The sequence below is a fragment of the Lentzea rhizosphaerae genome (genome assembly GCF_042649515.1).
GTDB classification, from domain to species: domain Bacteria; phylum Actinomycetota; class Actinomycetes; order Mycobacteriales; family Pseudonocardiaceae; genus Lentzea; species Lentzea aerocolonigenes.
Genome location: NZ_JBHRZI010000057.1, coordinates 1 through 20,150 on the forward strand (window position 1 = coordinate 1; position 20,150 = coordinate 20,150).

Annotated in this window: 24 protein-coding genes and 1 tRNA gene; 9 read left to right on the forward strand and 16 right to left on the reverse strand. The window is 67.8% G+C overall.

Annotated elements, in window-relative coordinates; genetic code table 11:
- From ACFOWZ_RS44500 to ACFOWZ_RS44540, 9 genes are all read right to left on the reverse strand, one after another.
- Window positions 1-363: DUF222 domain-containing protein (locus ACFOWZ_RS44500; protein ID WP_382380212.1), on the reverse strand; the 363-nt coding region annotated here is incomplete at its 3' end.
- Between the two features lie 530 nt (window positions 364-893).
- Window positions 894-1,730, reverse strand: a complete 837-nt coding sequence (gene lepB / locus ACFOWZ_RS44505) for a signal peptidase I (RefSeq protein WP_382380214.1) — start codon at window positions 1,728-1,730, stop codon at window positions 894-896.
- A 10-nt stretch (window positions 1,731-1,740) separates the two neighbouring features.
- Entirely contained in the window at window positions 1,741-3,126 is a 1,386-nt protein-coding gene (locus ACFOWZ_RS44510; protein ID WP_382380216.1) for a sensor histidine kinase, read from the reverse strand.
- Entirely contained in the window at window positions 3,123-3,821 is a 699-nt protein-coding gene (locus tag ACFOWZ_RS44515; protein WP_030467673.1) for a response regulator transcription factor, read from the reverse strand. Before ACFOWZ_RS44515 ends, ACFOWZ_RS44510 begins: the two co-directional genes overlap by 4 nt.
- 69 nt (window positions 3,822-3,890) lie before the next feature.
- A complete protein-coding gene (locus ACFOWZ_RS44520; protein WP_030467674.1) occupies window positions 3,891-4,502 on the reverse strand; it encodes a trimeric intracellular cation channel family protein in 612 nt (203 codons plus the stop codon).
- A 19-nt stretch (window positions 4,503-4,521) separates the two neighbouring features.
- Window positions 4,522-5,499 (reverse strand): nucleotidyltransferase domain-containing protein, encoded by a 978-nt coding sequence (locus ACFOWZ_RS44525; RefSeq protein ID WP_382380219.1) that lies wholly within the window; start codon window positions 5,497-5,499, stop codon window positions 4,522-4,524.
- Between the two features lie 54 nt (window positions 5,500-5,553).
- Window positions 5,554-6,714: a GNAT family N-acetyltransferase gene (locus tag ACFOWZ_RS44530; protein ID WP_382380221.1), complete on the reverse strand. Its 1,161-nt coding sequence runs from the start codon at window positions 6,712-6,714 to the stop codon at window positions 5,554-5,556.
- Between the two features lie 10 nt (window positions 6,715-6,724).
- Window positions 6,725-7,540, reverse strand: coding sequence for a 3-hydroxyacyl-CoA dehydrogenase family protein (locus ACFOWZ_RS44535; protein WP_382380223.1), 816 nt, complete (start codon window positions 7,538-7,540; stop codon window positions 6,725-6,727).
- Entirely contained in the window at window positions 7,537-7,854 is a 318-nt protein-coding gene (locus ACFOWZ_RS44540) for an EthD family reductase (protein WP_030467678.1), read from the reverse strand. Before ACFOWZ_RS44540 ends, ACFOWZ_RS44535 begins: the two co-directional genes overlap by 4 nt.
- Before the next feature lie 74 nt (window positions 7,855-7,928).
- On the opposite strand from ACFOWZ_RS44540, the gene ACFOWZ_RS44545 reads away from it, so the two are divergent.
- Complete coding sequence (locus ACFOWZ_RS44545) at window positions 7,929-8,576, forward strand: histidine phosphatase family protein (RefSeq protein ID WP_382380225.1); 648 nt, start codon at window positions 7,929-7,931, stop codon at window positions 8,574-8,576.
- Window positions 8,577-8,777: 201 nt separating this feature from the next.
- On the opposite strand, the gene rpmF is transcribed toward ACFOWZ_RS44545, so the two are convergent.
- From rpmF to ACFOWZ_RS44560, 3 genes are read right to left on the reverse strand one after another with little or no spacing between them, the layout of a single operon-like run.
- The gene (gene rpmF, locus ACFOWZ_RS44550) at window positions 8,778-8,939 is read right to left on the reverse strand and encodes a 50S ribosomal protein L32 (RefSeq protein WP_382380227.1); all 162 of its coding nucleotides are present in this window, start codon (window positions 8,937-8,939) and stop codon (window positions 8,778-8,780) included.
- Window positions 8,939-9,190, reverse strand: coding sequence for a type B 50S ribosomal protein L31 (locus tag ACFOWZ_RS44555; protein ID WP_382380229.1), 252 nt, complete (start codon window positions 9,188-9,190; stop codon window positions 8,939-8,941). Before ACFOWZ_RS44555 ends, rpmF begins: the two co-directional genes overlap by 1 nt.
- On the reverse strand, window positions 9,187-10,071 hold the full coding sequence (locus tag ACFOWZ_RS44560) for a GTP-binding protein (protein WP_382380231.1): 885 nt from the start codon (window positions 10,069-10,071) through the stop codon (window positions 9,187-9,189). Before ACFOWZ_RS44560 ends, ACFOWZ_RS44555 begins: the two co-directional genes overlap by 4 nt.
- A 68-nt stretch (window positions 10,072-10,139) precedes the next feature.
- Here ACFOWZ_RS44560 and rpmB point away from each other — a divergent pair, with 68 nt between their 5' ends.
- Genes rpmB through rpsR form a run of 4 tightly spaced genes read left to right on the forward strand, consistent with a single transcriptional unit; the run spans window position 10,140 to window position 11,065 of the window.
- Window positions 10,140-10,370 (forward strand): 50S ribosomal protein L28, encoded by a 231-nt coding sequence (gene rpmB, locus ACFOWZ_RS44565; protein ID WP_089909103.1) that lies wholly within the window; start codon window positions 10,140-10,142, stop codon window positions 10,368-10,370.
- Window positions 10,370-10,537, forward strand: a complete 168-nt coding sequence (rpmG, locus tag ACFOWZ_RS44570) for a 50S ribosomal protein L33 (protein WP_086666242.1) — start codon at window positions 10,370-10,372, stop codon at window positions 10,535-10,537. Before rpmB ends, rpmG begins: the two co-directional genes overlap by 1 nt.
- A 1-nt stretch (window position 10,538) precedes the next feature.
- Window positions 10,539-10,832, forward strand: a complete 294-nt coding sequence (gene rpsN, locus ACFOWZ_RS44575) for a 30S ribosomal protein S14 (RefSeq protein ID WP_167977119.1) — start codon at window positions 10,539-10,541, stop codon at window positions 10,830-10,832.
- Entirely contained in the window at window positions 10,832-11,065 is a 234-nt protein-coding gene (rpsR, locus tag ACFOWZ_RS44580) for a 30S ribosomal protein S18 (protein WP_030467686.1), read from the forward strand. The genes rpsN and rpsR overlap by 1 nt, the downstream gene beginning before the upstream one ends.
- Here the strand turns inward: rpsR and ACFOWZ_RS44585 are convergent.
- A complete protein-coding gene (locus ACFOWZ_RS44585; RefSeq protein ID WP_382380235.1) occupies window positions 11,013-11,369 on the reverse strand; it encodes a hypothetical protein in 357 nt (118 codons plus the stop codon). The two genes, rpsR and ACFOWZ_RS44585, sit on opposite strands and share 53 nt — an antisense overlap.
- Window positions 11,370-11,453: 84 nt before the next feature.
- Between ACFOWZ_RS44585 and bluB the strand changes: the two genes are divergently transcribed.
- Window positions 11,454-12,080, forward strand: a complete 627-nt coding sequence (bluB, locus tag ACFOWZ_RS44590) for a 5,6-dimethylbenzimidazole synthase (RefSeq protein WP_382380237.1) — start codon at window positions 11,454-11,456, stop codon at window positions 12,078-12,080.
- 227 nt (window positions 12,081-12,307) lie between these two features.
- Window positions 12,308-13,807, forward strand: a complete 1,500-nt coding sequence (locus tag ACFOWZ_RS44595; protein ID WP_382380239.1) for a tetratricopeptide repeat-containing diguanylate cyclase — start codon at window positions 12,308-12,310, stop codon at window positions 13,805-13,807.
- 55 nt (window positions 13,808-13,862) lie between these two features.
- On the opposite strand, the gene ACFOWZ_RS44600 is transcribed toward ACFOWZ_RS44595, so the two are convergent.
- On the reverse strand, window positions 13,863-14,510 hold the full coding sequence (locus ACFOWZ_RS44600; RefSeq protein ID WP_030467690.1) for a response regulator: 648 nt from the start codon (window positions 14,508-14,510) through the stop codon (window positions 13,863-13,865).
- A 440-nt stretch (window positions 14,511-14,950) separates the two neighbouring features.
- On the opposite strand from ACFOWZ_RS44600, the gene ACFOWZ_RS44605 reads away from it, so the two are divergent.
- The gene (locus ACFOWZ_RS44605) at window positions 14,951-18,148 is read left to right on the forward strand and encodes a penicillin acylase family protein (RefSeq protein ID WP_382380241.1); all 3,198 of its coding nucleotides are present in this window, start codon (window positions 14,951-14,953) and stop codon (window positions 18,146-18,148) included.
- A gap of 54 nt (window positions 18,149-18,202) precedes the next feature.
- Here the strand turns inward: ACFOWZ_RS44605 and ACFOWZ_RS44610 are convergent, their stop codons facing one another.
- Window positions 18,203-18,937, reverse strand: a complete 735-nt coding sequence (locus tag ACFOWZ_RS44610) for an FkbM family methyltransferase (protein WP_382380243.1) — start codon at window positions 18,935-18,937, stop codon at window positions 18,203-18,205.
- Window positions 18,938-18,947: 10 nt separating this feature from the next.
- Window positions 18,948-19,799 (reverse strand): hypothetical protein, encoded by an 852-nt coding sequence (locus ACFOWZ_RS44615; RefSeq protein ID WP_382380245.1) that lies wholly within the window; start codon window positions 19,797-19,799, stop codon window positions 18,948-18,950.
- Window positions 19,800-19,983: 184 nt separating this feature from the next.
- Here ACFOWZ_RS44615 and ACFOWZ_RS44620 point away from each other — a divergent pair.
- Window positions 19,984-20,059: transfer RNA gene (locus ACFOWZ_RS44620), tRNA-Arg, on the forward strand.
- The last annotated feature ends 91 nt before the right edge of the window (window positions 20,060-20,150 follow it).

Genomic DNA, 20,150 nt, shown 5'->3' on the forward strand with positions numbered 1-20,150 from the left:
TTCGGCGGGCACGGTCTTCATGATCTCGGCGACTGCTGCGACGTGCTCGACCGACAGCGCGCCCTCGGCCACCGCTTCCGCTGTCAGCGGGAGTTTGGGGGCGAGCTCGCTGCCGGTCGGGGTGATCTCGTTGGTCAGCAACGCGGCATTGGCGATCCAGCGCCTGGCGGTGGTGAGATCCCAGCGGACAGCATGCCGCAACACACGCGACAAATCCTTGTACCCCAGCTCGCTGGCGGCTCCGCGCCGTTCGAGCTCGGCGATTTCCTGCATCATCTCGTTCTCGCGCACCCGAATCTCCGTCACCTTGCTGACGACACTGCGAAGCAGCTCGTCGGTGGGGAGGAGTCGGGTTTCGATCACGTGTTCCAATCTACCGCAAGATCACAAAACGATAACGGGAAAACCCGAACACAATCGAGTGAATCGCCCAGCCGCCACCGGGAACGCGATGCCGAAGGCGAGCCGTACAGGGCTATGCGAACGCAGGCAAGCGGTAATGAGGCGAGCCGAACAACCCAACGCAACCACGCACGAGTGCGATTGGGGCTTGACTTTGGGAGCGAGGTGCTAGCCTTTTCGGATCGGGCGGGTGCGAAGCATCCGACCTTTTCCGCCCGACACAGCGCCTCGCAAGGGCCCCGAAGTCAAGCCCCAATCGCAATCGTCGCGAAGCGGCGATGAAATGACCCGGCTCGTCATACGACCCAAAGCAACCACCAACCCCAAGCCGGCCCGCGCCACCAACCTCGAAACCCAATCGCAATCGCGCGTGGTCGAGTCGGGGCGGTTACCGCACCTGTCGGGTGCGTGTGCCCTACCTGCCCCCTGAAACGCCAAAAGGGGCGAGACCGTGTCGGCCTCGCCCCTTTGCTGCGTCTCTGCCTAGCGGCCTACTTGCCGCCGGTCTGCGGGTTGTAGTCCGAGATCGAGCCCCACCTGCCCACCGGGATCACGATCACCCGCGCCTTGCCCACCACGTTCGAGATCGGGATCGCGCCGTCCGCGGGGGTCGGGTCGCCGTGCTTGCGCGAGTCCGACGAGTTGTTGCGGTTGTCGCCCATCACCCACAGCTTGCCCGCGGGGACGGTGACCTTCTCGAACGAGTCCTGCTGGCGGGGGCCGCCGCCGAAGTTCAGGTACGGCTCGTCCAGCGGCTTGCCGTCGACGAGAACGCGGCCCTGGTCGTCGCAGCACTCGACGGTTTGGCCGCCTACTGCGATGACTCGCTTGATGAAGTCCGTGCCGCTGGGCTCGGAGAGGTTCACCATCGAGCCGAGGTCCTGGAGCGTGCCCACCATGAAGTTCGGGGGCTCCTTGCCGCCTGTCCAGTTCGGAGGGCCGCGGAAGACGATCACGTCGCCTGGGCGGGGGTCGCTGAACAGGTACGTGATCTTTTCGACCAGCACCTTGTCGTTCACGCAGCCCGTGCAGCCGTGCAGGGTCGTTTCCATCGAGGCCGACGGGATGACGAACACGCGCGCGACGAACGTCTGGATGACCACGGTCAGCAGCAGCGCGACGCTGAAGATGACCAGCAGCTCTTTCCAGAACGGCTGCTTCTTCTTCGCCTTCTTCTTGGAGAACCGCGCCACCGGGTCGTCCCCGTACGAAGACGAGGAGGAGGACGGCTTCGACGTGGAGAAGCGCGTGGTGCGCTCAGGGCCGTCTCCGGTGGGAGGCGTTGTCTCCCAGGTCGACGAAGAATCGTCGTTCACGCGATGACTCACACGCCCCACCTTACGGACGTCCGGGTAGGCGCAACGTGAACAGGGCACCGCCCTCGGGCGCTCTGCCCGCGGTGGCCGTGCCGCCGTGCCGTTGTGCCACCTGCTTCACGATGGCGAGTCCCAGGCCCGAACCCGGGAGGGTCCTCGCCTCGGACGAACGGTAGAACCGCTCGAAAACGTGAGGTAGATCGGCGTCCGCGATGCCTGGGCCCGCGTCCGCCACCTCCACCACGGCGCTGCCGTCGCCCACCTGACGGAGGTTCAGCCGCACCGCAGAGCCCGAAGGGCTGAACTTCACCGCGTTGTCGAGGAGGTTCAGCACCGCGCGCTCGAGAGCACTGGAATCACCCAGAAGTGTCCACGGTTGCAGGTGCACGTCGAACGCGACGTTCGAGGCACGCCGGCGCGCGCGGTCCAAAGACCGTTCTACCACCTCGACCAGATCGACGGGCTCGTGGATCACCTGAGGGGCGTCCTCACGGGCCAGTTCGACCAGGTCACCGATCAACGTGGTCAGTTCGTCGAGCTGTGCGCGGACGTCGGACTGGATCTCCCGCTTGTCCTCTTCGGACAACGTGGGCGAATCCGGACGTTCCGACGCCAACAGGAGTTCCAAATTGGTGCGCATGGAGGTCAGCGGTGTGCGCAGTTCGTGGCCCGCGTCGGCGACGAGGCGGCGTTGTCGTTCCTGCGACTCCGCGACGGCGCCGAGCATCGCGTTGAAGCTGTGCGTCAGCCGCGCCAGCTCGTCGTCGCCCGACACCGGGATCGGTGTGAGGTCACCGGTGTTCGCGACGCGTTCTGTCGCTTCTGTCAGACGTTGAACGGGCCGCAGACCGGTGCGGGCGACCGCCGTGCCCGCGATGGCCGCGAGCAGCACGCCGGCGCCGCCGATGAGCAGCAGGACGACGCTGAGCTTGGCCAGCGTCGTGCGTTGCGGCGCCAAAGATTGGGCGATCACGATCGCGGTGCCGTTCTGGTACTGCACGGCGATCGCGCGCGTGTCGCTGCGGTAGTCCGTCCACAGGTAGTCGTCGCGCAGGCCCTGCGCGACCTCGCGCGCCTTCGGGTCGTTCGGCGGCTCCTTGGAGTTCTCCGGGTAGCGCAACGACCCGGTCACCCCGTTGAGCAGGCCCATCCGCACGTCGCCGGCGGCGAGGAAGGCCGCCGGGTAGTTCTGCACCTGGTCGGGTGAGCTGAACTGCGCGCCGTTGACCACCGCGATCGCCCGCTCGCGCAGGCTCTCGTCGAGTGCGTCGTAGACGTTCTTGCGCACGATCATGTACGCGCCGAACGACACCAGCGCCACGGCTCCGGCGACGCAGAACGCCGCGAGCCAGGTGACCCGAGCCCGCAGCGACGCCCTCTGCAGCCGTCCCTGGGGTTCGAAGATCACGGAGGGGTCTCCCGGAGGACGTAGCCCACTCCACGCACCGTGTGGATCAGCCGCGGCTCCCCCTCCGCCTCCGTCTTGCGGCGCAGGTAGCCCACGTAGACCTCGAGTGCGTTGCCCGAGGTCGGGAAGTCGTATCCCCACACGTCCTCCAGGATGCGGCTGCGCGTGAGCACCTGACGCGGGTGCGCCAGCAGGAGCTCGAGCAGCGCGAACTCGGTGCGGGTCAGGCTGATCGGACGGTCACCGCGGCGGACGTCCCTGGTGGACGGGTCCAGCTCCAGGTCGGCGAACTTGAGCACCGCGGCGGACTGCTGGGTGGCGGCGTCGATGTCCTGGGCGGCACGGCGCAGCAACGCGCGCAGCCTGGCCAGCAGCTCCTCCAGCGCGAACGGCTTGGGCAGGTAGTCGTCGGCTCCGGCGTCCAGTCCCGACACGCGATCGCTCACGGCGTCACGCGCGGTGAGCACGAGGATCGGCAGGTCGTCTCCGGTGCTGCGCAACCTGCGGCACACCTCGAGACCGTCCAGCCGCGGCATCATCACGTCGAGCACCATGGCGTCCGGCCTGGCGGCGTTCACCGACTCCAGGGCCTGCATGCCGTCTCCGGCAGTCTCGACCTGGTAGCCGTTGAACTGGAGCGAGCGGCGGAGTGACTCCCTGACCGCCCGATCGTCATCGACAACGAGGATGCGCATGGGGGCAGTCTTGCCGAGGGATCTGAGAGGCGCCTGAGAAGGGCCCTAACTGCGGGTGTGAGTTCGGCGTTAGCCTTCGAGGCCCCGCGCGACGGGCGCGTTCCACTTCCGCCACAGCGCGATCAGCCTGATGGTGATGATCAGCACCGCACCGGTCAGCGCGACCAGGCCTTTCGGGAATTTCGCCCATTCCCCCACAGCGACGACGACCGCACCGCACAGCGCCGCCACGGCGTAGATCTCTCTCCTCAGGACCAACGGGATCTCTCGGAGGAGAAGATCACGAAGTGCGCCACCACCGATCCCCGTGGTCATACCGATCAGACACGCCGCGTAGGGCGTCGCGCCGAGAGCGAGCGCAGTGGTGGTGCCTGACGTGACGAACAGACCGAGCCCCACGGCGTCCAGCAGCAGCACCGAGCGGCGGAGCTTCGCGACCTGCGGGTGGAACCAGAAGACGATCAGGCCGGTGCCCCCGGCGACCAGCAGGTACGGCCAGTTCCGCAGGCTCGTCGGCGGGTGCACGCCGAGCAGCACGTCGCGGACGATGCCGCCGCCCAGCGCGGTGGTGAGCGCCAGGATGATCACGCCGAACACGTCCAGGCGAGCGCGGACCGCGGCCACCGCACCGGAGGCGGCGAACACGGCGATCCCGATCAGCTCCAGGACGGTGAGCAGCACGAACGGAGAGAGTAGTTGGTCATCGGTGGGACGCGTCCCGGCGGTAACCGGCCTCCAGACGCCCGCCCGCGGACGTCAGGACGTGTTCCACGACCTCGATGAACCACTCCGCGCCCTCGCCCCGCACCAGCGCGCGGTAGGCGTCCACGAGCTCTTCCGCCTTGGCGTCGCGGAGCCGCCGCAGCAGCCACTTCCCGTGGCCGAGCCACTTGTTCTGCACGACCAGCGCGAGTTCGCCCGCGCAGGTCAGCAGCCGTGCCGCGACGAACAGACGCTCGTCATCGTCCCGTGCGCCGATCAGGTCCTCCAGCAGGTCCGTGGTCCCGTACCGGCGGTCTTCCAGCTCCAGGGCCGTCGGGATCGGAGGGCCGATCTCCAGCAGAGCGCGCGCTTCGGCTCGCATGCGCTGACCGGTGCCGTCGGCGTCGAGCATGAGGAACCCCTCGGCGCACATGTGCAGCAACGGAGGGCGCCGCTCCTGGATGTCACGTGCGACGAAGTCCTGGAACGACTCGATCGTGTGACAGAACAGCTCGACCGGCCAGCCGCGGTGCTCCAGCGTCTCCCGGAACGCGCAGGGCAGGTCGTCGACGATCACGATCATGTCCAGATCGGAGTTCGCGGTGTAGTTGCCCGCCGCGACGCTGCCGCCGAGGAACGCCGCCGTCGCCAGCGGATACCGCTCGTCGAGCAGGTCCCGTGCGACCTGCACCGGGTCCTTGTCCCAGTCGAGCGGGTGCCCGGTGACGTAGTAGTCCTGCTCCGGATCCAACGGGCCGAGCACCTGCTCCACGCGGGACCGGATCTCGGGGACCACCTCGTTCAGGTCCACGAGCCACGGGTTGTCCTCGGCGTCGAAGAGCGGCCGTATCTCCAGAAACTGTTCACGCGAGATGTCCCGCACGGTCGATGGTGGTCCGCTGTCCCGCTTCGCGTAGCCCTTCAGGCGCCAACCCATGTTGTCGCCGTAGGCGTGCCTTGCGTCGTCGGCCGACATGACGTTCATTGTTACTTGACGAACCCGGTCGGACGAATCAGAAAGGTCATCGGCTCAGAAGAAGTCCGCGAGCCGCGGCACACCGGACGCGCCGGCGAGCTGATCCAGCACCACGGCGTCGGCGGGGTCGCCCTCCAGCAAACCCGCACGTCGCAAGGCATGCGTGTTCTGCGCACCGGAGAACCACGGCCCGAGCGCCCGCGCGTGCAACCGGACCGCGCCGGTGCCACCGGGCTCGACACGCACCACGCCGTCCTCGACGACGATCCGCTGAAGACCCGCGTGCCACGGTGCGTGCTCGTCGACGATCTCCAGGTCCACCGCGGCGTTCGCCACGCGCATCCAGCCCCTGGCGGCCACGGCGGCGGGCAGGTCGACGACGCGCAGCATCCACGTCGAGGTCGACACCGAGTACCGCATCGGCGTGGCGCCGAGCAGGTTGAGCGTCGCCGGATCGCTGATCCGCAGGTCAACGGTGTCGAGCGTGCCCGCCCACGACTTGAGCGAGGCGAGCAGGTTCAGCTGGGCCTCGACGTCGGCACCGATGAGGTCGAACACCTTGAGCCGGCCCATGTCGCCGCCGCCGGGTTCGCGTTTCGCGGTCAGGTAACCGCGCAGGCCGCTCGGGCCGGGGAGCACGCTCACCAGGTCCATTTCGAGCACCTTCGTGGCGTCGATCCGCGGCGGTCGGCGGTCGGCCATGCCGTCGATCGTCCGCGCCACCTCGAGGTAGCACTCGTGCAACGCGGGGAGATCGCTCTCCTCCGCCGGGCGCGACGGGATCAGCTCAGTCGGTCGTGGCACCGCGAGCAGCCTGTCCATCGGCAGCTCGACCCACTCGAAGAGCCCTGCTCGTTCCCAGCCGCGACCCCGGTACAGCGTCGGCACGGTCGCGTAGAGCACCGACAGCGGCTGACCGTGCTCACGCATGGTGGTCAGCGCGGCGTCGAGCAACGCGTTCGCGATGCCGCGGCCGCGGTGGGCACCGTCGACGGCGACACCGCCGATCCCGCCCATGGGGACCGCGGCGCCGCCGTAGAACTGGGCGTACTCGCCGATGCGGAGCACGCCGGCGACCCGGCCGTCGATCTCCGCGACGAGCCCGTGCGTACCGGGCCGCACGAGGCGGTCCGGGCGCTCGCTCGCGTTGAAGGCGAGCTTGACCAGCCGGAACACGGCCTCGATGTCGTCGTCGGCGATCTCACGGATGTGCACGATCAACTATCTACCAGGCGAAGAAGCCCTGGCCCGACTTCTTTCCCAGCTCGCCGCGGGCGACCTTGTCCCGCAACAGCTGCGGCGGGTCGAACCTCGGCCCGAGCTGCTTCGCGAGGTGTTCGGCGATGGCCAGCCGGACGTCGAGCCCGACCAGGTCGGTCAGCTCCAGCGGACCCATCGGCCAGCGGTAGCCGAGCTTCATGCCGGTGTCGATGTCCGCGGCGCTCGCGACACCTTCCTCCAGCATGCGAATCGCTTCCATCCCAACGGCGACGCCGAGCCGTGACGTCGCGAACCCCGGTGCGTCGCGCACCTCGATCACAGTCTTGCCCCACTGCTCGGCCCAGGCCCGCGCCTTGGCCACGTTCGCGGGGTCGACGCCGTCGTGGTGCACGAGCTCGACGAGCTGCTGCACGGGCACGGGGTTGAAGAAGTGCATGCCCAGCACGCGTTCGCCGGGCAGTCCCGCGGCGATCTCGGAGATCGACAGCGAGGACGTGTTGGTCGCGAGGATCGCGTTCGGGCACTTCTGCGCCGCGTCGCCGAGCACCTTCTGCTTGAGCGGCACGTTCTCCGGCACGGCCTCGACGACCAGCTCGGCGTCCGCGGGCAGCTCACCGGTGCTCAGGTTCGCGAACACCGCGTCGGCGTCGGCGAGCTTGCCCTTCTCCTGCGCCTTCTCGAGCGAACGCCTGACCGCTGCCCTGCCCTGCTCTGCGCGGTCGGCGTCGGCCTCCGACAACGTGACCTCGTGGCCGTGCGCGAGCAGCACGTGCACGATGCCCGCGCCCATCGTGCCGCCACCGATGACCACGGCCTTCACGACACGACCTCGGCGCTGAACATCGCCACGAGCTCCATGCCGCCGATCTCGGTCAGGTTCGCGCCCGACGAGGCCCACTCGGGCGTTTTGAAGGCGGCCTTCATCGACTCGGCGGAGTCGAAGTACAGCTCTGCGATCAGGTACGGCTCGGTGTCACCGAGAAAACCGGCCAGGAAGACGCGCTGCACCTTGGCGACCTCGGCGCGCACGAGTCCCGGCACCGAGTCGGCGATCGGCATGTGCGTGCCGAAGTACTTCTCGTCGAAGTCCTCGGGGTTCGCGGGCTTCTTGTACAGCGCGATGTACTTGATCATGTGACGGTTTCCTCCTCGACTCGCCCAGCACTGTAACGCCCGAGGAGGGTGCCCGACTGAGGCACGATGGAAGCGTGCGGATCATCCTGTTGCGTCACGGACAGAGCCTCGGCAACGTCGACGAGCTCGCCTACTGCCGCATCCCCGACCACGCGCTGCCGCTCACCGAGACCGGCGAGAAGCAGGCCCGCACGGCCGGTCCGGTGATCAGGGACCTGATCGGCGACGGCCCGGTCGCGGCCTACGTGTCGCCGTACCGGAGGACGAAGCGGACGTTCGAGCTCCTGGGCCTGGACGCCGAGCGGATCGTCACCGAGCCGAGGGTGCGCGAGCAGGACTGGGGCAACCTCCAGGACCCGGTGCAGCAGGAGATGCTCAAGCACCAGCGGCACGCGTTCGGGCACTTCTTCTTCCGGCTGCCCAACGGCGAGTCCGGCGCGGACGTCGACGACCGGGTCGCGGCGTTCCTCGACGGCCTGACCGTGCGGATGCACGAGGACGAGGCTCACCCGAAGACGGTGCTGGTCGTGTCGCACGGCCTGACGATCAGGTTGTTGTGCCGCAGGCTGTTCGACTGGAGCATCGACCTGTTCGAGTCGCTGTCCAATCCGGACACCTGTGAGAACCGCGTGCTGGACCACGACGGCACGGGGTGGAAGCTGGACCGCCCCTTCGACCAGTGGCGCGACTCACCGGACGGGACGGTCCAGCTCCCTCTCTAAGCCCCTGCCCAAAATCCTGTCCGCACCGTCGCTGCCCCGGTTTTGGCGCGAAAAGCACGTTCGGGCCGCTAGATCGCCCGAACGTCACGTTCGCTCCCCAGGCCCATTTGGCGCGAACGTGACATTGGGGCCGATAGATGGCCCGAACGTGCTTTTCGCGCCAAACAGGAACAGTCGCGGACAGAACTCTTGGCAGACCGCTTAGAGGAGGCCGCGCTTGTAAGCGGCGACCAGGCGACGTGGCACGAGGAGCTCCTTGCCGTCCAACGTCCTGACCTTCACGAGGTCCGGCGCGGTGGCCTTCCACTGCGACCGGCGGTGACGCGTGTTGGACCTGGACGTCTTGCGCTTGGGAACGGCCATCAGCGCACTCGCTTTCCGTAGCGGCGGTTGAACTTCTCGACCCGGCCGGCGGTGTCCACGAGCCGTTGCGTGCCCGTCCAGAACGGGTGCGAGTCGGCGGTGATGTCGACGATGAGCAACGGGTAGGAGTTGCCGTCCTCCCACTCGATCGTGCGCTGCGACGTCGCGGTGGAACGGGTCAGGAACGTCCTGCCGGTGGACGCGTCCTGGAAGACCACCGGGTGGTAGTCGGGGTGGATACCGGGCTTCATATCGCCATCTTTCGGATCGAGTCCACGAAGGACAGTTCGTCGTCGGTCAGCAGCGCGTCGGTGAACGCCGCCGTGATCTGGTCCGGCTCTCCGAGCGTGATCGCCACGATCTGGGTGGTCTTGCCCTCGCGCGGGCCGCCCTCGCCGACGTGCAGGCCGCCACCCGCGGATTCCAGGTGCAGCGCCACGTCCGGTTCGTCGGCGACCCACAACCGGCCGCGCGAACGCACCACCGTGCCGTCGAGCAGCGAGTCGAGCGCGTCGTGCAGCCGCGCCGGGTGGAACGGCCGGTCGGCCGTGAAAACCGCTGTGGAGACACCGCATTCGGGCGTGAGCGGCACCATTCGAGGCTTCCTGCTCCTGCGCACGACGACCGTCTCCGGTGTGCAGCGGTGCGCGCCCGGAGTCAGCCGGTCGAGCACGGCCAACGTCCGTTCGTCCGCATCGCCTTGCAGCACCAGCACATCCGCGGCTTCGGCCTGCGCGACGACGACCTGGGCCACCGTGCGCTGGTCGCTGACCATCGAGGCGTCGCCCAGCGCGTCCTCCAGCCACGTCCCCGCGTCGAGCACGGTGATCACGCACTCGACGTCGACACCGAGGTCGCGGCGCACCACGTCCGGTTCGAGCAACGGGTCCAGGTGCAGCACGACCGTGTGCCCGCGGAAGGTGCCGAGCAGCTCGCGCAGGTCCTCGCGCACGGTGCAGGAGACGCAGTTGTGCAGAAGCTCCACATCGGTCGCGACGCCGTCGACCCAGCGCCGCACGCACGTCTCGGTCGCAAAGTGCCTGACCAGCACCGAACCGGGCCGGTCACGCCACACCCGCACGGCGACGTCGTGGTCCACCAGCCCCGCCACCATGACGACAACGGATTCCATGTGAGGTACCGTAGTTGAAAACGAATGTCGTTTCAATCTGTGTTTGATCTCGAGGAGGACCTCACGCCATGCGCTGCCAGCTGACCGGCCGCGAGCCGGGCTTCGGCAACCGCGTCTCGCACTCACAACGCAAGACGCGCCGCCGGTGGAACCCGAACGTCCAGCGCAAGCGGTACTGGGTGCCGTCGCTGAACCGGTTCGTGACGCTGACGTTGTCCGCCAAGGGCATCAAGACCGTCGACAAGCTCGGCGTCGAGGCCGCCGTGGCCCGTCTGCGCGCGCAGGGGGTGAAGGTCTGATGGCGAAGAGCACGGACGTCCGGCCGATCATCAAGATGAGGTCGACCGCCGGCACCGGGTACACCTACGTGACCCGCAAGAACCGCCGCAACGACCCGGACCGGCTGGTGCTGCGCAAGTACGACCCGGTGGCGCGCAAGCACGTCGACTTCAAAGAGGAGCGCTGACGTGGCGAAGAAGTCGAAGATCGCCGCGGACAAGCGTCGCCGCGAGGTCGTGGCGCGTTACGCGGAACGGCGCGCGGAGCTCAAGGAGATGCTGCGGCACCCCGAGACGCGCGAGGAAGCGTTGCGGGGCCTGCAGAAGCTGCCGCGTGACGCGTCGCCGACGCGGCTGCGCAATCGTGACGTCGTGGACGGACGCCCGCGCGCGTACAACCGCGCGTTCGGACTGTCGCGCATCCGTTTGAGGGAAATGGCCCACAGGGGCGAACTTCCCGGCGTGTCGAAGGCGAGCTGGTGATGCGCGACCGCAAACCGCAGCCCAAGCGCAGGCAGAACCTGCTCACGAAGGAGGGCGTGACCGTCGTCGACTGGAAGGACGTCACGCTCCTGCGCAAGTTCATCTCGGACCGGGGCAAGATCCGGTCCCGCCGGGTGACCGGCCTGACGCCGCAGCAGCAGCGTCAGGTCGCGACGGCCATCAAGAACGCACGGGAGATGGCCCTGCTGCCGTACCCGTCACAAGGACGATGACACGCACCGCCGTGCTGGCCAGGAAGGCCAGCACGGCGAGCTGCACCAGCAACGCGAGCGCCCAGGTCGTGTGTTCGTCGACCGTCAGATCGCCACGAACACCGACCAAGAAGGTCGCGTAGAGGCCCCAGCACTGCAGTGCGGCCAGCCCTGCGCCGATGATCGTCGTGCGCAGGGACACGACCACGACGACGGCGGCGAGCAGGACGAGGGCCATCAGCGGCCAGGCACCGGTGAACGTGGTGACACCGACTCCGCCGCCGAATCCGAGCGCAGAGCCGTAACCACCTTTCATTCTTCGCATCCGATCGGTCTATCGCCTCAGGTGAGATCAGCGCCACCTCTCCGGCGTGAAGTTGGTGCTTTCGAGTGAGGCACGATCGCACGAATGAGCCTGTACGAAGTAGTGCACCGGCGCAGGGACACCCGCGCGGAGTTCACCGGTGAGGAAATCGCGCCTGACGTGCTGCGGCGTGTGCTGACCGCGGCCCACGCGGCGCCGAGCGTAGGCCTTTCCCAGCCGTGGGACTTCGTGCTGGTGCGCGATGAATCGATTCGGCGCGCGTTCCGCGATCACGTTCAGGCGGAACGCAGCGTGTTCTCCGCACAGCTCGACGAGGAACGCGCGGAGGTGTTCTCGCGCATCAAGGTCGAGGGCGTCATGGAGTCGTCGCTCGGCATCGTCGTCACCTACGACCCGGACCGCGGCGCGCCGGCGGTGCTCGGCAGGCACGCCATCGCGGACGCGGGTCTGTACTCGGTGTGTCTGGCCATCCAGAACCTGTGGCTGGCGGCGACCGAAGAGGGCCTCGGGGTCGGATGGGTGAGCTTCTACCGCGAGGACGTGCTGCGCCGCCTGCTGGACATCCCCGCGAGGATCCGTCCCGTGGCGTGGCTGTGCGTCGGACCCGTGCGGTCCCTTCCCGACACTCCGGACCTCGAGCGGCACGGGTGGCGCACCCGGCTTCCGCTCGACGACGTCCTGCACCACGACCGCTACCGCCGTCCTGTGTGACCGGACTCGTGCAGCGTTGCGCCAACCGCCTGTTCCGCACGCTCCCCTCCACCCCCTACGGTTGCGCCGACGGGTGGAACCGGGGGCGGAAAGAAGATCGTCGAACGTCACGGTTGGCGCAACCGGCTACCCCTTGGTGACGTCCTGCACCACGATCGGCACGGGGCGCGACCGTCCCGGTAGTGTGTGCAGGCCGCTCGGCGAGTCGGAACGGAGTCGATGAACGAGTGGAGCAGCGCGATCCGCTGGTAGCGGGCCAGATTCCGCGGCTGGACCGAGAGGTCCGCGCGTTGCTCAACGCTGGCCGCCTGCCGGAGGCGAACAGTCTCTTCGACGAGGTGGTCACCAAGGTGTCCCCCGGCGCCGACCGCTGGGTTCGTTCGGCGGTGCTGGTGAACCGGGCCGTGATGGCGTGGCGCCTCGGCCGCATTCCCCTCGCCCTGGAATTGGCCGCCGAGGGGTGGACCGATCTCGACGCCGACCGTTCGGACAGTCCTGCCGTGGCCCAGACGATGGGCTCGCTCGGCTATCTCATGGAGGGCATCGGAAACCGCCGTGCCGCACTGGACATGCTGCGGTTGTCCGTTCAGGTCGCGCGCCGTGCGGGCAACACGGACACGTTGGCGCACTGCCTGCAGCGCCTCGGCGGTTCGCTGAACTTCCGCGCCTGCTCCGGACCTCCCGCAGCCGCACCGGCGATCTTCGAGGAAGCGCTGGCGTACCTCGACGAGGGTCTCTCGCTCGCCAAGGACGAGGTCATGCGCCGGGCGTTGATGGGCGCGCTCGGCCGTTCCCTGGCCGGTGTCGGGCAGCTCGACAAGGCGGAGGAGCTCGGCGCGGAGACGTTGCGGCTCGCGTCGGACGCCACGGACCTGTGGGGCATCTCGGTCGGCAACTGGGTTCTCGCCGTCGTGCGTCGCGAACAGGGTGATCTGGACGAAGCGCGCACACTCGCCGCGCGTGCGGTGTGCAACGCCGAACGCATCAACGACATCTCACTGCTGCTGCGGTTCTCCACGGAGCTGGCGGACATCTGCCACGCGCTGGGTGACGCGGTGGGCGAGGCCGAGGCGTTGCGCCGGTCGATGGCTGCCTCGCGCACGGCCACGGAGACGTTGCAGGAAGGCCTCGGCCAGGCGCTGGAGCAGCGCCGGGTGGCCGTGCAGGCGCAACGGCTCGCGGTGGCCGCCCAGGAGGCCGCGGCGCGCGACCCGTTGACGGGCCTCGCGAACCGGCTCGGGCTCGAACGCGCGGCTCAGGCGTTGCTGGAGTCGACGGCGGCGCGCGGCAGGGTGCCGTGGCTGGTGCTGGTCGACGTGGACTGGTTCAAGGGCGTGAACGACGACGCCGGGCACGCGGCCGGTGATGCGGCGCTGCGCGAGATCGCGGCGTTGCTGCGGCGCGAGTGCCGGTCGGACGACCTGGTGGCGCGCTGGGCAGGCGACGAGTTCGTGGTGCTGCTCGGTGACACCGGGCCGAACATGGACGTCGGGCCGAACGTGGCCGAGCGGATCCGCGCGGCCGTCGACGGCCACGACTGGACGATGGTGCTCGGCGCGGTCCGCCGCCCGACGGTGAGCATCGGTGTCGCGGCGGGACCGGCCAAACTGGACCAGCTGTTCGCGGCCGCGGACATGGCGCTGTACCGCGCCAAGCGCCACGGCCGCAACCGCGTCGAGGTAGAACCTTCCGCCGAGGAAATCCCCGAGATCGTCTCGGGCAACTAGCTCTCGATGAACGGCGCTTTTGTCCACGTGAGGTGGACGAAAGCGCCGTTCATCATCAGGCGATGAGGCCGCCGCGGTAGGCCACCAGCGCGGCCTGCACGCGGTTGACCGCGCCGATCTTGCCGAGAACCGACGAGACGTAGCCCTTCACCGTCGCCTCCGACAGGTGCAGGGTGCCGCCGATCTCCGCGTTGGACATGCCCTGGCCGATCAGCACGAGGACCTCGCGCTCCCGTTCGGACAGGCTTTGAAGGAGTCTCCGTGCCGGCTCGGCCATCCGCTCGCCGTCCGCGACGGCGGCGAGAACCCGTGCCGCGACTCCCGGGTCGAGAACCGCACCTCCGCGCGCAAGATCGCGCACGGCCTTGACGAGCTGTTCCGGTTCGGTGTCCTTGAGCAGGAAGCCCGCGGCACCCAGCCGCAGCGCTTCCGAGACGTACTCGTCCACGTCGAACGTGGTCAGGATGCAGACCCTCGGTGGGTCGGGCAGGGTCCGCAGCCTCCGCAGTGCCACGAGCCCGTCCGAGGTGCGCATCCGGATGTCGAGCAGGACCACGTGAGGACGGTGCTGGCGGGCCAGGTCGGCCACCAGATGCCCGTCGTCGCATTCGGCAACGACTTCGATGTCCCCGACGCTGCTCAGGATCATGCGAAGGCCGGAGCGGACGAGGTCCTCGTCGTCGGCCAGCAGAACCTTGATCACGACGCCTCCCGCATTGGCGTTCCGTGCTCCCTCATGTGCGTGATCTTCGCGTACGCACGTCGAAGGTCACGTTAATTCTCAGTTATCTCATCATGTGGTAACGGTTTTTCGAGATGACCGGCAACGTTCACAGTTACCGGAATTGGCCGCCGACTTCGCTGCGTAGGCATGCCACCAGGACTTGAGGGGCGCCATCGGAACCCTGAGTGACCAAACGCGGAAATCCCACTGAGTGGAATGTCGTACCAGAAACACAGATGCGGCCCGGGTAATCCGATTCTCAACTTCTTGGCGGATGTCGTTTTGACCCATATGCCTTCCGGATCGATGCAGCCCCAACGTGACCGTTCCGTAAACGCGAAGGTCTTTCGCAATAGGGCTACCGGAAAGTAACCTGCGTCACAAGCACCCCTGCCCTGTACGGAGAGGAGCTTCGCGCGATGCGGAGAGCCAATCCGGTGACGTCCCTGCTGGCGACCGCCGCCGTCACCGCCTCCCTCATGATCGTCCCGTCGGCGCACGCCGCGGAGCCGGTCCCGGCCGCGTTCGCCGCGGACGACTACTGCCTCGGCCAGTGCGGCGACATCCTGCCGCCCGGCAACAACGGCAACGCGACCCTGGCCGAGATCCTCGGCCACAAGGCGTTCGGCACCAGGCCCGCGCACTCGGCCGACCAGCTCGGCAAGTACGACGGGCTGGTCTCCGGCCACAGCGGGCTGACCAACGCCCAGCTGACGAACTTCTTCAACGACGCCTCGTTCGGCGTGCCGTCCGACCAGGTCGAGAGCACGGTGAAGCCGCGCTCGGACGTGACGATCGTGCGCGACAAGAAGATCGGCATGCCGCACATCACCGGCACCACGCGGTCCGGCACGATGTTCGGCGCCGGTTTCGCGGCCGCGCAGGACCGCCTGTGGCTGATGGACCTGTTCCGCCACCTCGGCCGCGGCCAGCTGTCCGGTTTCGCCGGCGGCGCGCCGTCGAACCGGGTGCTGGAGCAGAGCTTCTACAACCAGATCCCGTACACCGAGGCCGACCTGCAGAAGCAGATCGACACCGCGGCCGCGAAGAACGGTGAGCGCGGGCGTCAGGCGGTGGCCGACGTCAACGACTACATCTCGGGCATCAACTCGTACATCACGCAGTCGGTGAATGCGCGGAACTTCCCCGGCGAGTACGTCCTGACCGGGCACGCCGACTCGATCACGAACTGGAACGACATCCAGCCGTTCAAGGCGACCGACATGGTCGCGATCGCGTCGGTCGTCGGTGGCCTGTTCGGTGCGGGCGGTGGCGGCGAGGTCCAGTCCGCGCTGGTGAAGCTGGCCGCGCAGAACAAGTACGGCGCCGCCGTCGGTGAGCAGGTGTGGAAGGCGTTCCGGGCGCAGAACGACCCGGAGGCCGTGCTCACCCTCCACAACGGACAGTCTTTCCCGTACGGCGCCTCTCCTGCCTCACCGCAGGGCGTCGCCATGCCCGACGCCGGCAGCATCACGCCGGAGCGCATGGTCTACGACGAGGCGGGCGGCACCGGCGCTGCCGTTTCGGTGGCCACTTCTTCGGACGTGGCGAAGGCTCGCGGGATCTTCGAGGACGGTGTCCTGCCCGCCGACCTGCTGAACAAGAAGCACGGCATGTCCAACGCGCTGGCGGTGTCCGGTGCGCACACGGATTCCGGAAACCCGATCGCCGTGTGGGGCCCGCAGACCGGGTACTTCGCGCCGCAGCTGCTGATGCTGCAGGAGCTCAACGGTCCCGGCGTCCGCTCGCGCGGCGTCTCGTTCGCGGGCGTCTCGATGTACGTGCAGCTCGGCCGCGGCGTCGACTACTCGTGGAGCGCGACCTCGTCCGGGCAGGACATCGTCGACACGTACGCGGTGGAGCTGTGCAACGCGGACGGTTCGCCGGCCACGAAGGCTTCCACGTCGTACCTGTTCCACGGTTCGTGCCTGCCGATGGAGCGCCTGGAGCGCAAGAACGCCTGGAAGCCCACGGTCGCCGACGGCACGCCGGCGGGCTCCTACACGTTGGTGATGTGGCGGACGAAGTACGGCCTGGTGACCTCTCGTGCGACGGTGGGCGGCAAGGTCGTGGCGTACACGACGTTGCGCTCGACCTACATGCACGAGGTCGACTCGATCATCGGGTTCCAGGAGCTCAACGACCCGGCCGCGATCCGTTCGGCGTCCGACTTCCAGCGCACGGCGAACAAGATCGGGTACGCGTTCAACTGGTTCTACGCGGACTCGAAGGACGTCGCGTACTTCAACTCGGGCCTGAACCCGGTGCGCAGGTCCACTGTGGACCCGAACCTGCCGGTGTGGGGCCGTCCCGACTACGAGTGGGTCGGCTGGGACGGCAACGAGAACGTCGCGTCCTACATGCCGTTCGAGGGACACCCGAACTCGATCAACCAGGACTACTACATCTCCTGGAACAACAAGCAGGCGAAGGACTTCACGTTCGGCAGCTTCGGCCACAGCGCCGTGCACCGCGGTGACCTGCTGGACGTCAGGGTCCGCGCGCTGATCTCGTCGGGCCAGAAGGTCACGCGGGCGTCGCTGAGCCGCGTGATGGCGGAGGCGGCTGTCGCGGACCTGCGGGCCGAGCAGGTGCTGCCCGAGCTGCTGCGGGTGGTGGAGTCGGCTCCGGTCGACCCCGCGCTGGCGCCGGTCGTGCAGAAGCTCAAGGACTGGCAGCGCTCGGGTTCGTTGCGCAAGGAGACCGCGAAGGGCAGCAAGACCTACGCCCACGCCGACGCGATTCGGATTCTCGATGCGTGGTGGCCCCTCCTGGTGCAGGCCCAGTTCAAGTCGTCGCTGGGTGACGCCCTGTACGACGCCATCGCGAGCGCCCAGCAGGTGGACGAGTCACCGTCGGACGCGCACGGCTCGGCACCGCACAAGGGTTCGTCGTTCCAGTACGGCTGGTGGGGCTACGTGGACAAGGACCTGCGCAAGGTCCTCGGCGACCCGGTCCAGGGCGCGTTCCCGCAGACCTACTGCGGCGGCGGCACGCTGGCCGGCTGCCGGACCGCGCTGGTGGACTCGCTGAACGCGGCCGTCGCCAAGCCCGCCAACCAGGTCTACCCCGGTGACGCGGACTGCGCGGCAGGTGACCAGTGGTGCGCGGACACGATCGTCCACCGTGCCATGGGCGGCATCACCCAGGACAAGATCCACTGGCAGAACCGCCCGACCTACCAGCAGGTCGTGCAGTTCCCGTCCCGGCGAGGCCAGAACATCGCCAACCTGGCCGTGAAGGCAACGGCGACCGCGTCGTCCCACGAGACGGGATGGAACAACCTCCCGCCGTCGAACGTGCTGGACGGCAACATGTCGTCGCGCTGGGCCAGCGACTGGAGCGACAACCAGTGGATCCAGGTCGACCTCGGCTCTGTGCAACGGATCGGTCGCGCTGTGTTGCACTGGGAGTCGGCGTACGGCAGCGGCTACCGCATCGAACTTTCCAATGACGGCACGAACTGGCGGAACGTTTTCTCCACAAGTGCTGGCGATGGCGGCGATGATGTCGTAGCGTTCACGCCACAGGACGCGAGATACCTCCGAATGACGGGTACCCAACGGGCCACTCGTTACGGATACTCCCTGTACGAGCTTGAGGTCTACAGCTTGTAGACCTTCGAGATGAGGACGCCGATCCACCCCCAGGGGTCGGCGTCCTCTACTTTTTCAGGCCCTGAACAGGTAGTTCCTCGTCCGGTCGCCGATGCCGTCGGCCGGCACCCACCCGTTGCCGTCCCACCTGCTCATCCGGTACCCGCGCGTGGCGAGGAAGTCGGCGACGTCGCGGGCCTTGTACCCGAACCGCTCGACGTGCCGTTCCTCGATCTCCAGCAGGAACGCGGGCTTGAAGCGCTCGATGGTCTGCTCGGCTCCTTCGAGCACCCGCAGCTCGGCCCCCTCGACGTCCGCCTTCACGAAATCCAGCCGCGTGATCCCGTTGGCCGTGACGAAGTTGTCCAGCGTGTCGGTCTTGACCAACACGTCGAGGTGCTCGTCGAACTCCTCGTTGGACCCCAGCCCGTTGGCCCCCGCAGTCAGGAACGACCGCCCGGTGACAGGACTCCCGTGCCGCACCGGCACGCTCATGACCTCGCGCCCCTGCCCGTTCCCGAGCGCCACCGAGTGCCTCCTGATGTTGCGCCCCTCCCGCGGCCGCAACACGTACGACAGAGCAGGATGCGCGAACACCAGCGGCTCAACGCTGTGCACAGTCCCTTGTGGACCAACCAGTCTGGACAGGGTCACCGTGTAGAGCCCCAGCGCAGCCCCGACGTCGACACAGACGTCCCCAGGCTTGACGATCTTGCGGAGCCCGATCAGCTCCGCCTCGGCATAGGGCGTGAGCCGGGCGAGGGCCCGCAACCCAGCAACCACCGCGGCACTGCGAAGTTCGGTGAACACCCGAACCAGCCTAGACGTGCCCGTTCGTGTGCTGTCCGTTCGAGTGCGGTTCGCCGGCTGGCAACCCGATCTGGTCCGCGAACTCGGCAGCCACCCGCGACCCGCCGTAAACGCTCAACGCCTTGGCCAGGTGCTGCCTGAGGTCGTTGCGGTGCCGATCCTCGAGCTCGGGCAACGCGCGCTCGACACTGGTGACGAGCGACTCGGCCCAGTGCTGCGAGGGCTCGAGCTGGGCGATCTTGACCAGCTCAGCGAGGTGGCCCGACAACTTCACAGCCTCCTCGACCTGATACCCGTTGCGCTGCAACCACCAGATCGTCGCCGTACCCACGTCCGTCAGCACCTCGTCCCGCAGGTACCGGATCTCGGCGCGCTCGATGTCCCGCTCAGCCAGCTTGAACGTGGAGTTCCTCAACAGCTCGATGTGCTTGCGAGCCATCTCCAGATCCTCGTCGTCGACCGAGATCTTCACGAGCTCGGCCCGAGCCCAGACATGCGTCCCGGGCACCTGCCGCTCGGTGGCGAGCTCGTCCCCCAACTGCACCTGCAGGGCCGCGTGGTGCACCAACATGGCCTTGCCGCTGATCTCCTTGGCCCGCTGCAAGACGTGGTGAATGGCCGCACTCTTGGGCGAGTTGTGCCTGAGCCCCGTGGCCAGATCAAGCCGCCACACCACGGTGAGTTTGAGGTGGAAGTCCAGCCCGTACACCGCACTGGGCAGGGGCGTCTCGAACTCCTGCTGGTGACTGCTGGCCGGCGGCACGAACGTGAAGTCGTCGGCGCGGCTGGGTACCCGCCGCCGCCACCAAGCCTTGAGGGCACCGAGCGGGCCAGGACGGAAGTCGGGCCAGGGTCTGCTCACGCCCCTTGCGTACCTGACGTTTCTCCACGAAAGAAGGTGGCCTGCCTCACTTCCCTCCAACGGCCGCACATCTGTCGACTGGCCCCTTACGGTGCGTGAGCACCGCCGCCGGTCCGCAGCGGCTGACCGTAGGTGGGGGCGCTGGTCAACTCGGTGGACGCGCCCCGCTAGACTGCTGTCGCCAGCCCTAGTAGCTCAGGGGATAGAGCATCGGTTTCCTAAACCGTGTGTCGCAGGTTCGAATCCTGCCTGGGGCACCACCTTTCGCCGGGTGAAATCAAGCTCTGACCAGCGGCAACGCGGTCGGAGCTTGATCTTTTTGGTCAGTCATCGTCAGCGGGAATCTGCCCC

What these genes read in the sequence shown, in the direction of transcription:
- ACFOWZ_RS44605 (WP_382380241.1), top strand. Translation starts at nt 14,951, where the DNA reads ATGCGGAGAGCCAATCCGGTGACGTCCCTGCTGGCGACCGCCGCCGTC.
- rpmB (WP_089909103.1), top strand. Translation starts at nt 10,140, where the DNA reads ATGCGCTGCCAGCTGACCGGCCGCGAGCCGGGCTTCGGCAACCGCGTC.
- ACFOWZ_RS44525 (WP_382380219.1), bottom strand. Translation starts at nt 5,499, where the DNA reads ATGTCGGCCGACGACGCAAGGCACGCCTACGGCGACAACATGGGTTGG.
- ACFOWZ_RS44555 (WP_382380229.1), bottom strand. Translation starts at nt 9,190, where the DNA reads ATGAAGCCCGGTATCCACCCCGACTACCACCCGGTGGTCTTCCAGGAC.
- rpsR (WP_030467686.1), top strand. Translation starts at nt 10,832, where the DNA reads ATGCGCGACCGCAAACCGCAGCCCAAGCGCAGGCAGAACCTGCTCACG.
- rpmF (WP_382380227.1), bottom strand. Translation starts at nt 8,939, where the DNA reads ATGGCCGTTCCCAAGCGCAAGACGTCCAGGTCCAACACGCGTCACCGC.
- ACFOWZ_RS44515 (WP_030467673.1), bottom strand. Translation starts at nt 3,821, where the DNA reads ATGCGCATCCTCGTTGTCGATGACGATCGGGCGGTCAGGGAGTCACTC.
- bluB (WP_382380237.1), top strand. Translation starts at nt 11,454, where the DNA reads ATGAGCCTGTACGAAGTAGTGCACCGGCGCAGGGACACCCGCGCGGAG.
- ACFOWZ_RS44560 (WP_382380231.1), bottom strand. Translation starts at nt 10,071, where the DNA reads ATGGAATCCGTTGTCGTCATGGTGGCGGGGCTGGTGGACCACGACGTC.
- ACFOWZ_RS44585 (WP_382380235.1), bottom strand. Translation starts at nt 11,369, where the DNA reads ATGCGAAGAATGAAAGGTGGTTACGGCTCTGCGCTCGGATTCGGCGGC.
- ACFOWZ_RS44540 (WP_030467678.1), bottom strand. Translation starts at nt 7,854, where the DNA reads ATGATCAAGTACATCGCGCTGTACAAGAAGCCCGCGAACCCCGAGGAC.
- rpmG (WP_086666242.1), top strand. Translation starts at nt 10,370, where the DNA reads ATGGCGAAGAGCACGGACGTCCGGCCGATCATCAAGATGAGGTCGACC.